15 protein-coding genes are annotated in these 11,989 nt (G+C 46.6%); 10 read left to right on the top strand and 5 right to left on the bottom strand.

Annotation, left to right across the window (positions count from 1 at the left end; genetic code table 11):
- Positions 1-48 precede the first annotated feature (48 nt).
- The 3 genes from ICN11_RS09335 to ICN11_RS09325 are packed head-to-tail and all read left to right on the top strand — an operon-like array spanning position 49 to position 3,576.
- Positions 49-798 carry an electron transfer flavoprotein subunit beta/FixA family protein gene (locus ICN11_RS09335; protein WP_216230155.1) on the top strand — a complete coding sequence of 250 codons (750 nt, stop codon included), beginning with the start codon at positions 49-51 and terminating at the stop codon, positions 796-798.
- The gene (locus tag ICN11_RS09330; RefSeq protein WP_216230154.1) at positions 799-1,734 is read left to right on the top strand and encodes an electron transfer flavoprotein subunit alpha/FixB family protein; all 936 of its coding nucleotides are present in this window, start codon (positions 799-801) and stop codon (positions 1,732-1,734) included.
- A 54-nt stretch (positions 1,735-1,788) separates the two neighbouring features.
- Positions 1,789-3,576 carry an acyl-CoA dehydrogenase gene (locus ICN11_RS09325; protein ID WP_216230153.1) on the top strand — a complete coding sequence of 596 codons (1,788 nt, stop codon included), beginning with the start codon at positions 1,789-1,791 and terminating at the stop codon, positions 3,574-3,576.
- 41 nt (positions 3,577-3,617) lie between these two features.
- Here the strand turns inward: ICN11_RS09325 and ICN11_RS09320 are convergent, their stop codons facing one another.
- Complete coding sequence (locus tag ICN11_RS09320) at positions 3,618-4,064, bottom strand: hypothetical protein (RefSeq protein ID WP_216230152.1); 447 nt, start codon at positions 4,062-4,064, stop codon at positions 3,618-3,620.
- Positions 4,065-4,107: 43 nt separating this feature from the next.
- Positions 4,108-4,632 (bottom strand): META domain-containing protein, encoded by a 525-nt coding sequence (locus tag ICN11_RS09315; RefSeq protein WP_216863183.1) that lies wholly within the window; start codon positions 4,630-4,632, stop codon positions 4,108-4,110.
- Positions 4,633-4,885: 253 nt separating this feature from the next.
- Here ICN11_RS09315 and rpsP point away from each other — a divergent pair, with 253 nt between their 5' ends.
- The 6 genes from rpsP to ICN11_RS09285 all read left to right on the top strand — a co-directional run bounded on the left by rpsP (position 4,886) and on the right by ICN11_RS09285 (position 8,861).
- Positions 4,886-5,131, top strand: coding sequence for a 30S ribosomal protein S16 (gene rpsP, locus ICN11_RS09310; protein ID WP_011902362.1), 246 nt, complete (start codon positions 4,886-4,888; stop codon positions 5,129-5,131).
- Between the two features lie 93 nt (positions 5,132-5,224).
- The gene (rimM, locus tag ICN11_RS09305; RefSeq protein WP_216230151.1) at positions 5,225-5,788 is read left to right on the top strand and encodes a ribosome maturation factor RimM; all 564 of its coding nucleotides are present in this window, start codon (positions 5,225-5,227) and stop codon (positions 5,786-5,788) included.
- A 43-nt stretch (positions 5,789-5,831) separates the two neighbouring features.
- Positions 5,832-6,578 (top strand): tRNA (guanosine(37)-N1)-methyltransferase TrmD, encoded by a 747-nt coding sequence (trmD, locus tag ICN11_RS09300; protein ID WP_216230150.1) that lies wholly within the window; start codon positions 5,832-5,834, stop codon positions 6,576-6,578.
- Positions 6,579-6,704: 126 nt separating this feature from the next.
- Positions 6,705-7,103, top strand: a complete 399-nt coding sequence (gene rplS / locus ICN11_RS09295; protein WP_215375214.1) for a 50S ribosomal protein L19 — start codon at positions 6,705-6,707, stop codon at positions 7,101-7,103.
- A 64-nt stretch (positions 7,104-7,167) separates the two neighbouring features.
- Positions 7,168-7,905 carry a CoA pyrophosphatase gene (locus ICN11_RS09290; protein ID WP_216230149.1) on the top strand — a complete coding sequence of 246 codons (738 nt, stop codon included), beginning with the start codon at positions 7,168-7,170 and terminating at the stop codon, positions 7,903-7,905.
- A complete protein-coding gene (locus ICN11_RS09285) occupies positions 7,902-8,861 on the top strand; it encodes a CobD/CbiB family protein (RefSeq protein WP_216230148.1) in 960 nt (319 codons plus the stop codon). The genes ICN11_RS09290 and ICN11_RS09285 overlap by 4 nt, the downstream gene beginning before the upstream one ends.
- On the opposite strand, the gene rsgA is transcribed toward ICN11_RS09285, so the two are convergent.
- Positions 8,806-9,819, bottom strand: a complete 1,014-nt coding sequence (rsgA, locus tag ICN11_RS09280) for a ribosome small subunit-dependent GTPase A (RefSeq protein WP_216230147.1) — start codon at positions 9,817-9,819, stop codon at positions 8,806-8,808. The genes ICN11_RS09285 and rsgA overlap by 56 nt on opposite strands.
- A gap of 23 nt (positions 9,820-9,842) precedes the next feature.
- Positions 9,843-11,093, bottom strand: coding sequence for a M48 family metallopeptidase (locus tag ICN11_RS09275; protein ID WP_216230146.1), 1,251 nt, complete (start codon positions 11,091-11,093; stop codon positions 9,843-9,845).
- 15 nt (positions 11,094-11,108) lie between these two features.
- On the opposite strand from ICN11_RS09275, the gene orn reads away from it, so the two are divergent.
- Positions 11,109-11,696: an oligoribonuclease gene (orn, locus tag ICN11_RS09270; protein ID WP_216230145.1), complete on the top strand. Its 588-nt coding sequence runs from the start codon at positions 11,109-11,111 to the stop codon at positions 11,694-11,696.
- A 79-nt stretch (positions 11,697-11,775) separates the two neighbouring features.
- Here orn and ICN11_RS09265 read toward each other — a convergent pair.
- Positions 11,776-11,989, bottom strand: a 214-nt coding sequence (locus ICN11_RS09265) for an IS3 family transposase (RefSeq protein ID WP_216230144.1), incomplete at its 5' end; no start/stop codon positions are given.

Raw genomic sequence — 11,989 nt, 5'->3', positions numbered from 1 at the left:
GCTTAGACGGGTATAATAGAAAAGTTACTCAAAAATAGAGAATCCAGCATGAAAATCTTAGTGGCAGTAAAACGCGTTGTTGATTACAACGTCAAAATTCGGGTGAAATCAGATAACTCTGGTGTTGATCTGGCAAACGTCAAAATGAGCATGAACCCATTTGATGAGATTGCAGTTGAGGAAGCAGTTCGACTAAAAGAGGCTGGTGTAGCAACTGAGGTAGTAGTCGTTTCTGCTGGCCCAACGCAATGTCAAGAAACGCTGCGTACTGCATTGGCGATTGGTGCAGATCGCGCTATCTTGGTGGAAACCGATGCTGAATTACAGCCTTTAGCAGTTGCAAAAATTCTTAAGGCGCTCTCTGAAAAAGAACAAGCGCAGATCGTGATCTTGGGTAAACAGGCAATTGATGACGATAGCAATCAGACTGGCCAGATGTTGGCGAGCTTGATGGATATTCCACAAGCAACCTTTGCCTCTAAAGTGGTCGTTGCAGACGGTAAGGCGAGCGTAACTCGCGAGGTAGATGGCGGCTTAGAAACTATTGCCATTACTTTGCCTGCAGTCATTACAACTGACTTGCGTTTGAATGAGCCACGTTATGTGACTTTGCCAAACATCATGAAAGCCAAGAAGAAGACTTTGGAAATTGTGAAGCCTGAAGAGCTGGGTGTTGACATTGCTCCACGCCTTAAAACTATCAAAGTAGAAGAGCCGCCAAAGCGCTCTGCTGGTGTAATGGTGGCTGATGTAGCGGCTTTGGTAGATAAACTTAAAAATGAAGCGAAGGTGATTTAAATGGCCGCACTCGTTATTGCTGAACACGACAATCAATCTTTAAAGGCAGCTACGCTCAATGCGGTAGCTGCAGCCCTCCAATGCTCCCCTGAGGTGGATGTATTGGTAGCTGGTAGTGGTGCTGATGCCGCTGCTTCTGCCGCAGCCCAAATTGCTGGAGTACGCAAAGTAATTCAGGTGGATGCCCCGACCTTAGCTGATCAATTAGCTGAACCACTAGCTGCTCAGATTCTCTCTATTGCTAATGGTTACAGCCACATCTTGGCGCCAGCAACTGCCAATGGTAAGAACGTATTGCCACGTGTTGCCGCTAAGTTAGATGTAGCGCAGTTATCGGATATCACCAAGGTTGTCTCACCTGATACTTTTGAGCGGCCGATTTATGCGGGCAATGCGATTGCTACTGTGCAGTCTGGCGATCCAGTTAAGGTGATTACGGTCCGTACTACTGGATTTGATCCGGTCGCTGCAAGCGGTGGATCAGCTGCAGTAGAAAAGCAAGCGGCTACTGAAGTTTCTGGTAAATCTTCTTTCGTGGGTCGTGAACTTACTAAGTCAGATCGTCCCGAGCTCACTGCTGCCAAAATTATCGTATCCGGTGGTCGTGGTTTAGGTTCTGGCGAGAAGTATCAAGAGATTGTTGTGCCTTTGGCTGACAAACTTGGCGCTGCACTTGGTGCATCACGTGCTGCAGTAGATGCTGGCTATGTTCCGAATGACTATCAGGTCGGCCAGACTGGCAAGATCGTTGCTCCACAGTTATATGTCGCAGTAGGTATCTCTGGTGCGATTCAGCATTTAGCGGGCATGAAAGACTCTAAGGTAATCGTAGCGATTAACAAAGATCCTGAAGCGCCAATCTTTAGTGTTGCTGATTACGGTTTGGTTGCGGATTTAAATACCGCCGTTCCTGAATTGACTAACTTACTCGGTTAAGGCGATTCAAGATATCTTTTTAACCATCTTCACCTCTGATTTATAGGAATACTTATGCCGTATGTAGCCCCAGTTAAAGACATGCTATTTGTGATGAACGAACTAGCGGGGCTATCTGAGGTTGTTTCTTATCCCTCCTACGCTGAGGCCGGTGCTGATGTGGATTTGGCGCCAGCGATTCTGGAGGAGTCTGCCAAATTTAATCAAGACGTTGTAGCACCATTGAACTGGCCTAGCGATCAAAGTCCTAGTTCACTAAAGGATGGAGTTGTAACAACTGCGCCAGGCTTTAAAGGGGCTTTCGAACAATTTGCTGCAGCAGGTTGGCAGGGTGTTGTGCACCCTGCGGAGTTTGGTGGTCAAGGTTTGCCTAAACTCATTGCTACTGCCTGCTTTGAGATGGTGCATTCAGCTAGCTTGTCATTTGCTTTGTGTCCGACGCTGACCGATGGTGCAATTGAGGCCTTATTAACTGCAGCAAGCCCTGAGTTACAAGAGCGCTATGTGCCTAAGATGATCTCTGGGGAGTGGACTGGATCCATGTGCCTCACTGAGCCTCAAGCAGGCTCCGATTTATCGATGGTTCGTTCTCGTGCCGTGCCGGATGCTGATGGCACATACAAAATTTTCGGTACCAAGATCTACATCACCTATGGTGAGCACGACATGGCAAAGAATATTGTCCATCTCGTATTGGCAAGAACGCCAGATGCGCCAGAAGGGGTGAAGGGCATCTCTTTATTCGTAGTGCCGAAGTTCTTGGTGAATGCGGATGGTTCACTAGGCGAGCGTAACGATGTTCATTGTGTTTCAATTGAGCACAAGCTTGGCATTAAGGCCAGCCCAACTGCGGTCTTGCAATTTGGTGATCATGGTGGCGCAGTCGGCTACTTAGTTGGCGAAGAAAATCGCGGCCTTGAATATATGTTCGTCATGATGAACGCAGCTCGATTTGCAGTAGGTATGCAAGGTATTGCGGTTGCAGAGCGCGCATATCAAAAGGCAGTCCAGTATGCGAAAGACCGAGTTCAGAGTCGCGATCTGGCCGGCTCTCCAGGCCCTGTAGCAATCATTCATCAGCCTGATGTAAAGCGCATGCTGATGACTATGCGTGGCTACATTGAAGCTTCTAGAGCTTTGGCGTATTACGCCGCAGCTGCATACGATGCGCAGCATGCATCTCCTGATGAGGCGGCTCGCAAGCAGAACCAAGCGGTATATGAATTCCTGGTCCCGATTGTGAAAGGCTTCTCAACTGAGATGTCGATTGAGGTTGCCAGTTTAGGCGTGCAGGTTCATGGTGGCATGGGCTTCATTGAGGAGACAGGTGCAGCACAACACTATCGTGATGCCCGTATTCTGACAATCTATGAAGGCACCACAGCGATTCAGGCAAATGATCTGATTGGCAGAAAAACAGTACGTGATGGCGGTGCAACTGCAAAGCTGTTCTCAGAAAAAATTCAGCAAACTGAAAAGGATCTCGCAAGCAGTGGGACCGCAGATGCAAAAGCAGTGTTGAAGCAATTAACGCCAGCTCGCTTAGCTTTTGAATCCGCTGTTGTATATATCGTGGCGAATGCTAAGACGGATATCAAAGCAGTCTATGCAGGCAGTTTTGCTTACTTGCGTTTATGTGGTTTGGTATTGGGCGCCTGGCAAATGGCACGCGCTTTATTGGCTGCGCAGGAGTTGCGTGCCGGTGACCCTAATTTCTATGATGCCAAGATTGCTACTGCACGCTTCTTTGCAGAAAATCTATTGCCACAATCGCAAGCTCTGGCAACTTCGATCTTAGAGAGCGGTCATTCCATTAATGCACTAACGGCGGAGCAGTTTTAAGATTTAAAAAACTGCCACCGCCATCCAAAAAGCTATCCGCATTACTGGGATAGCTTTCTTGCTTCTTGGAGTTGGGAAATGAAGAATTGTTCAAATGCAATTGCCAAGAAGGTCATCATGACGCCTGCACCAAATACCAAAGAAAAAATCACTGTCAGCACAACAGGCCAACCAGATTGAGTTGCTCGGCTAGGTTCTAAACCTGGATTAAATTGGGCATCCCATTTTTCATCAGCCCGTAAGCCATAAGCGATGGTGGTTAACCAGCTTGCCTCAAGGGTGATGAAGCCGAAGGTGATGAGAACCCAGCCCGGTGCGGAGTGGAAGTGCGTATCTTTGAGGATCAACCAGCCGGCGATTCCACCAACGAATGAAAATAGTTGGGCCCATCCCCAGAAGGATTTAAATCCTTGTAAATAAAAACAGTTCAAGCCAGTCCCGGGAAAAAATAATCCGAGTGAGCAGAATAGGAGTTTGTATTTTTTCATGCGGACTTTCAGTGATGAACTTGTATTGCAATGGTGAGATATTTTATTTTGATAAATTATTTTTTTGTATGAAGCTTAAAACTTCACGATCCGCGCCAATCATTAAGAGTTGATCACCATTGCGCACAATCGAGCGGTAATCATTTAATTCATAGAGAAAGTCATTCTCTAGCTCCATGCGTTGTGGTGTGCAGGCCATCTTTGTGGCGGCTATTTGATCCAATGTAAAGCCCCGGGCATCTTCAGTAATGCGAGCGGTAAAGCGATTGCAGCCTGTAGATCCGTTCACACGCTCACCATTGGCATCAAAGATGATTTGGATTGGGTTGCTATTGTCGCCCTGAGGGATTTGTCGGGCACGAACCTCACCTTTGGCATTGGGTGCGAGATTCCAGCGTACTAACTCCCATTTGGTATTTCTGAATTCACTGCTTGGAGGGCTAGTTTTGGCATTGCAGGGTGGAATGACATTGGCGCAGGCGGTCAAGAAACCTAAGCCAAGGCAAGAAAGAATGAGAAAAAAGCGCTTTATAGGGCCTCTTGAGGGGCTAAAAATGGCAGTTTTCATGGTGGTATTTCTGTAAGTTATTGTTTTTAATAATTATTTTATGAACTGCTGGATTCTATTCTACTGTTGAAGCTAAAAGGGTGCCCGCTTAAATAGGTGGATCAAGTAGGGGTTTTCGTCTAGAATATGAGGTTTTCCGCTATACCGTGCATTTGTTTTGTTAATTTGCTCAGTTAGTTGGAGCCCAAGATTTTGTAGTAATTTCATTGGGTTGTAATCAACCTGTTTTCATTTTAGATTTTAAGGAATAAGTATGGTCGTCATTCGACTGGCACGCGGCGGTTCAAAGAAGCGCCCTTTTTATAGCATCGTGGCTACAGACAAGCGCAATCGTCGCGACTCGAACTTTATCGAGCGTATTGGTTACTTCAATCCACAGGCAGCAGCGACAGAGCAAGCAATGCGTATTGCTCAAGATCGTTTGACCTATTGGACTGGTGTTGGCGCGCAGATCTCTCCAACAGTAGTTCGTTTGATCAAAAACAATCCTGCGGTCTAAAGACTTCAAATCCAAAGACTTTTTCTTAGCGATGAAGTCTTTGGTAGCAGAATTTACTTGTAGTGTTATTTGGGGAGTTGAGGTGGCTTCAATATGAATACACCTTCCCTAGATGATTTGATTGAGCTCGGTGCAGTTCAGGATGCTCAAGGCTTACAGGGTCAGATTAAGGTTCGCCCTCATTCTTCCGATCCAGTAGCGCTCTTATCTAGCAAAGAACTTTGGTTATCTCTCATTCCTCGTCGGAGTGCGGGTGTCGCTGCGTCTCATGAGCAGGCATCATTAAAGCTGTACAAGGTGAAGCAGGCCAAGATGCATAGCGGTACCGTAGTGATTGCTTTAGATGGCATCACTGATCGTGACCAGGCTGAGGCTTTAAAAGGTGCTCGCATCTTAGTTGCACGCGAAGTATTTCCAAAAGCAGAGAGCGATAGTTATTACTGGGTTGATCTGATTGGTTGCAAGGCAATTAATCTTCAAGGCGAGAGTCTTGGTGAGGTAATTGACATCAACGATAACGGCGCCCACGGAATCATTGCCCTTGGCGATCCAGAAACCAAAATAGTAAAACAGTTGGTGCCTTTCGTAAAAGAAGCGGTCCAAAACGTTGACTTGCCGAACAGGCTCATTACTTTGGATTGGCAAGCCGACTGGTAGTTGGCGCCAAATGCAAAACAGTAATTGATCTTCCATTTCTAATATGCGCTTTGATGTAGTCACCTTATTTCCTGAAATGTTCCCTGCTTTAACGCAGTGGGGTATTACTGGACGCGCTTGTGAGCAAGGTCTTGCCAGTGTCAATCTCTGGAATCCCCGTGACTATTGTTCCGATCCCCGTAAGACTGTAGATGATCGCGCCTATGGCGGTGGCCCTGGTATGGTCATGATGGCAAAACCATTGGAAGACACGGTATCTGCTGTTAAAGCAGCTCATCAAGCCCAAAATGTCGCTTCTGGACCAATTTGTCTACTTGCCCCCCAAGGAGAGGTCTTTTCTCAGAAGATAGCGACAGATATCCTCAATTACGGTAATTTAACCTTTATTTGCGGTCGATATGAGGCTGTTGACCAGCGTTTTATCGATCGAAATGTCGATTTACAACTTTCAATGGGTGATTTTGTGGTTTCTGGGGGTGAATTACCCGCTATGACCATGATGGATGCGGTTATTCGCCTTATTCCAGGGGCCTTAGGCGATGGAGAATCTGCCATCCAGGATAGCTTTATTAATGGTCTTTTGGACTATCCACACTACACCCGCCCTGAAATATATGAAAATTTATCCGTCCCGGACGTGCTTTTGGGCGGACATCACGCTAAAATAGCGGATTGGCGTCGGCAGAAGTCTTTAGAGCTGACGCTAAGGCTTAGACCTGATTTAATTAAATCAGCAAGAGCTAATGGGTTGCTAAGTAAAGAAGATGAGCAATTTCTTCGAACGCTGTAAGTAATTATGGTTTTCAATGAAGTGTTTGTGTTTTGATTTAGTGAAATGGTTTTAACTGCATCCTCTGTCTGGTCCGTTGATGAAAGTCTCGGGATTAAACGCTGACAAGATGTTTAAGGATTAATAATGAATTTGATCGAAAAAATTGAGCAAGAAGAAATTGCTCGCTTAAGTGCTAACAAAGTACTCCCTACTTTCGCTCCTGGCGACACAGTAGTTGTTGGCGTAAACGTAGTTGAAGGTACACGTAAGCGTACCCAGGCCTTTGAAGGCGTTGTGATTGCTAAGCGCAATCGCGGACTGAATTCTAGCTTTATCGTTCGCAAGATTTCATCTGGCGAAGGTGTAGAGCGTACATTCCAAACTTACTCACCATTGATCGCTAGCATTGAAGTGAAACGTCGCGGTGATGTACGTCGTGCCAAGTTGTACTACTTGCGCGATCGTTCAGGTAAGTCTGCACGTATTAAAGAAAAACTTCCTGCACGCAAAGTTAAAGCAGTTGCTGAGACTGTAGCGGAATAAGGTTTGCTTTAATCCAAAAAGAAGGCGGCCTAGGTCGCCTTTTTTATTGCCCTAAAATAAGCAAATGACTCAGAATCAGAAACCCCAAGAGCAAAAATTGAGTGCAGCCACTCCATTGAGCTTTGATGCGCAGGCGATTCCGATTCATGGAGTCTGCGCAGATCAACCCAGGGTAGTTGACCATCATTTGCATCCAGTGAATCTGAAAAGTCGTTTTCAGAATCCACCTGCTTGGCAGCCAGAGATCACCGATGAAAATCGACAGGTCATTGCGGCAGGCATTATTCAAAATCGCCAAGCCGCTGGAAAAATAACTCAGGCAGCAGTGCTCATCCCTTTACTGTTGAAAGCCGATGGACTGTCAGTGCTGCTAACCCAAAGGACCGATCATTTACACGACCATGCTGGTCAAATTAGCTTTCCGGGCGGACGGATGGATCCGGGTGATTCCAGTCCTAATGACACCGCTTTACGAGAAAGTGAAGAGGAAATCGGCTTGGATAGGCAGGGGGTGGAAATCATTGGCCATTTGCCTCAGTATTTAACGGTTTCGGGCTATAGTGTGACGCCAGTTGTTGGATTGGTAAAACCTCAGGCAGAATATGCCTTAGATGCTTTTGAAGTCGCGGATGTTTTTGAAGTGCCTTTACATTTTTTAATGGACCCTGCAAATCATCAAGTGCGAGTCTGGGAGAGTGATCAGGGTAGTCGTCGGTTTTATTCAATGCCCTATGAAAATCGTTTTATCTGGGGTGCTACTGCGGGTATGTTGCGTAACCTTTATCATTTATTAAAAGTATGACTTTCTTTTCTATTCTCTTCGCCCTCATTGCTGAGCAATATCGCCCAGTAACTTCGACTCATTGGATCGCGCGCATGAGCGCTCGATGGTTAGATTGGGTCGCCGGTGAATTCGGTGGCAAGACCGAAGAAGGTGTGAGCCCAGTGGGTGCTCGTATGGCGTGCTTGGTAGCTTTCATTCTGCCAACATTTTTAGTATTTGTACTCTATGTTGTGTTCATGGTGACCTTCCCAATTTTGGGATTCTTGTGGAATGTGTTAATTGCGTATCTATTTTTTGGCTTTCGCCAATTTAGCCACTCTTTCACGCTAGTGCATGAGGCGATTGCAAATCACGATTTGCCGGCAGCACGCTTGGCGCTCGCTGAATGGTATGGTCCTGAATTAGATGCCTCTAATCTCACAGAGACTGAAGTGATTTCTCTTGCACTAGAGCGCGCCATCATTGGTTCGCATCACCATGTATTTGGTGTGCTGTTCTGGTTCTTAATGCCAATGGGTCCAGCGGGCGTGGTCTTGTATCGCCTGGCTGATACAGCTGCTCAGCGCTGGTCAGAAAAAGGCGACTTCAATTTAAGCGAAGCAGCGCGTCATTTCTTCTACGTATTGGATTGGGTTCCTGCACGCATCACAGCGATGGGCTTTGCGATTGTCGGTAATTTTGAGGGCGCTGTTTATGCATGGCGTCACCTCACTGGCAAATGGTCTGACTCTTTATCAGCAGTAATCTTGGCATCCGGTAGTGGCGCCTTAGGTGTTCGATTGGGTGAGCCTATGAGCGAGCCTGATAGCGATGAAGCATTGCGTATGGCTGAAGCTGGTGAGCCCGTTGTTTACGAAGTAGGCCTTGAGCCGAATGAGCGCACGATGCGCTCTGCAATTGGTTTGGTGTGGCGTTTAGTTATCGCTTGGATGGCTTTATTGCTAATGCTGACCATCGCTCTTTGGCTTGGCTAATTCCCTGAATCTGCGTATCGGCAGTTTTTGAGTCGGACCGCAATTGCCTAAATAGCGCCAGTCTTTCTGGCGCTATTTCGTTTCTGTCTACAGCTTCTCGTATCGCGCAATCCGGCTCAGATTGGTGAGCGCAGTTATGAAAACGACACTTACCTAGTAAGTCATGAAACTCCCTAAAGGCATGCTCTAGTTCGCTAACTGACATGTGCGCCAAGCCAAACTCCTGAAAGCCTGGAGAATCGATTAAAGCACCCAATTTGCCATTGGCATCACGTCCCCAAGCCTCAGGTAACTCAAAGTAGCGGCAAGCAGTTGTGGTGTGTTTACCGGTATCTAGGCGAACTGAGTACTCTTGAGTAATCGCCGCTGCGTTTGGAACCCAGGCATTGAGTAGGCTCGATTTGCCCATGCCAGATTGACCTACAAACACCGACACTTTGCCGCAGATAGCGGGGCGTAATGCTTCGATGGAGGCTTCGTCAAACTTGGCGGATACCTCTGTTACGGGATAGCCCATGCGCGCATAGGGCGCAATGATCTTGCGAGCGTGCTCTAAGTTATCTTTGAGATCACATTTGTTCAAGAGGATATGTAAACCAATTTGATTGGTCTCTGCAGCAACAACCGCTCTTCCTAAAAGATCGGGCGAGAAGGCGGGTTGCGTAGCCAGCACAACTAATATTTGATCGACATTTGAGGCGATCAACTTACTCTTAAAAGCATCGGATCGATAGAGTAAATTTTCTCGTGGTTCGATACGAACAATGCGCGCCTGATCCGCCGATGTCATCTCTAACAGCATACGATCACCTACTGCACCAATATGCTGCTTCGCTGGAGTGCTTACCTGAATTAATTCTCCCACAGGGGATTCATTTCCACGCTCATCTTTGACTAAGCGTTGCGCTAAATAATGCCTTCCGTAGGAGGCAGTGAGTAGCGCGTGAAATTGTTCCATTAACTAAATATGTTCCAGGTTACTCAGTTAAAACGTTTGAGATTAGCAATGCGCAATGGAGCAGGAGGATGCGAGCTATAGAACGCGGTGTAGATTGGATCTGGCGTTAAGGTCGATGCGTTGTCTTGATAGAGCTTAACTAGGGCAGAGATCAAATCACTTGCAGAAGATTTATCTGCAGCAAAACCATCTGCTTCATATTCATGTTTACGTGATGCCAAGCTCGACAGCGGAGTCAGGAAAAAGCTAAAGACGGGCGATACCAACATGAAGAGCGCTAAGGCCAGGCCACCGTTATAGCCATTGGGGTTGGGCATCACACCAAGATCACTATAGAACCAAGGCTGAGTGCTGATCCAGCCTAGGAGTGCGAATGTCGCAAAACTCAAGGCAAATGACACTAGTAAGCGTTTGCGGATATGGTTGCACTTGTAGTGACCCAGTTCATGAGCGAGAACAGCTTCTACTTCGCCAGGGTTCAGTTTCTCAATCAAGGTATCAAAAAAGACGATGCGCTTGGCTTTACCCATACCGGCAAAAAATGCATTGCCGTGCGCACTGCGTTTGCTGCCATCCATGACAAAGAGACCTTGGCTTGCAAAATCACAACGCGTCAACAGAGCTTCAATTTGCGTCTTGAGAGCCCCTTCTTCTAGTGCTTCAAACTTATTAAAGATAGGCGCGATAAAGGTCGGAAATATCCACTGCATCAGCAAGCTAAAGGCAGTAAGAACACCCCACGCCCATAGCCACCAGAAGTCACCTGCTTGAGCCATTAAGCTGAGAATGACCCAGAGGAGTGGAACGCCAATTGCGCCACCAACACCTAGGCCCTTAAACATGTCGCTAAAAAAGAGCTTGGCATTCATGCGGTTGAAACCAAAGCGCTCTTCTAGGTAAAACTGTTTGTACCAGGAGAAGGGTAGGTCAATAATTCCGGAGATCAAGACAATGGATATCAATAGGGCCATTTGCTGTGCAATGCCCTCTCCCAATAACTGCAGAAGAGAGAAATTCAAAATCTGTAAGCCGCCCAAGAGTGTGAAGCCGATCAACACAAGTGCGCTGAAGCCATTCTCTAAAATACCGAGGCGTAGTTTGGCAATCGTGTAGTCGGCAGCTTTTTGGTGTTCAGCTAAGGAGATCTGAGAGGCGAACTCAGCGGGCACCACATCACGGTTAAGTGCAACGTGACGAATTTGGCGTTGGGATAACCAGTGGCGTAGACCAAAGCTGGCGATGAAGGCGATTAGAAAAACAATTGTGAATGTCATGAGATGATTATAGATATGAGTGAAAAAACAAGTACCCCTGCACCAAAGGCTGCGCCGGCTAATGAACACCTAATTTGGGTGGATATGGAAATGTCGGGCCTAGACCCTGAAAAAGAGCGTATTTTGGAAATTGCTGTGATCGTGACTGATGCACACCTCAATACGATTGCTACTGCCCCTGTTTGGGTGGTTCACCAAGAGGATGCCTTATTAGATACTATGGATGCCTGGAATAAGGGTACCCATGGACGCTCTGGTCTCATTGACAAGGTCAAGGCATCGACAACTGATGAGGCTACTGCCGAAGCTGAATGCATTGCCTTCCTGAAGAAATACATCAAACCTGGAATTGCGCCAATGTGTGGCAATACGATTGGTCAAGATCGACGCTTCATGGCCAAATACATGCCTAAGCTTGAGGCATTTTTCCATTATCGGAATATCGATGTTTCTACCCTCAAGGAGCTCTGCAAACGTTGGCACCCTGAGTTGGTAAAGGGCTTTACCAAAAAGCAGGCTCATACCGCCTTGGCAGACATTGAGGAATCTATTGAGGAACTCAAGTACTACCGAGAAAAGTTCATCGTACCTTTGCCGGAGTAATTTGGCATTTAAAGGTGAGTAATGAGTAATAAAAAAGGGCCTATTAATTGAACTGACCCACAAAAGTTGGACAGTTTTATTAGGTTAGCACGAGGGATTGAGTTCGGTATTGCACCGGACTTAATCCCTTTAGTTTTTGTTTGATCCGATCATGGTTGTAGTAGTCGATATATTCCTTTAGCTCTGTTTTAAATGATTGAACATCGTCAAACTTCTTTTGATAGAAGAACTCAGTTTTCATAATCCCAAACCAGTTTTCCATGACGGCGTTATCCAGGCAGTTGCCTTTTCTA

The organism is Polynucleobacter sp. 78F-HAINBA (genome assembly GCF_018882325.1).
Taxonomy (GTDB): domain Bacteria; phylum Pseudomonadota; class Gammaproteobacteria; order Burkholderiales; family Burkholderiaceae; genus Polynucleobacter.
The sequence above is the reverse complement of the archived record's forward strand: the minus strand, read 5'-3'. Positions and strand labels throughout refer to the sequence as shown.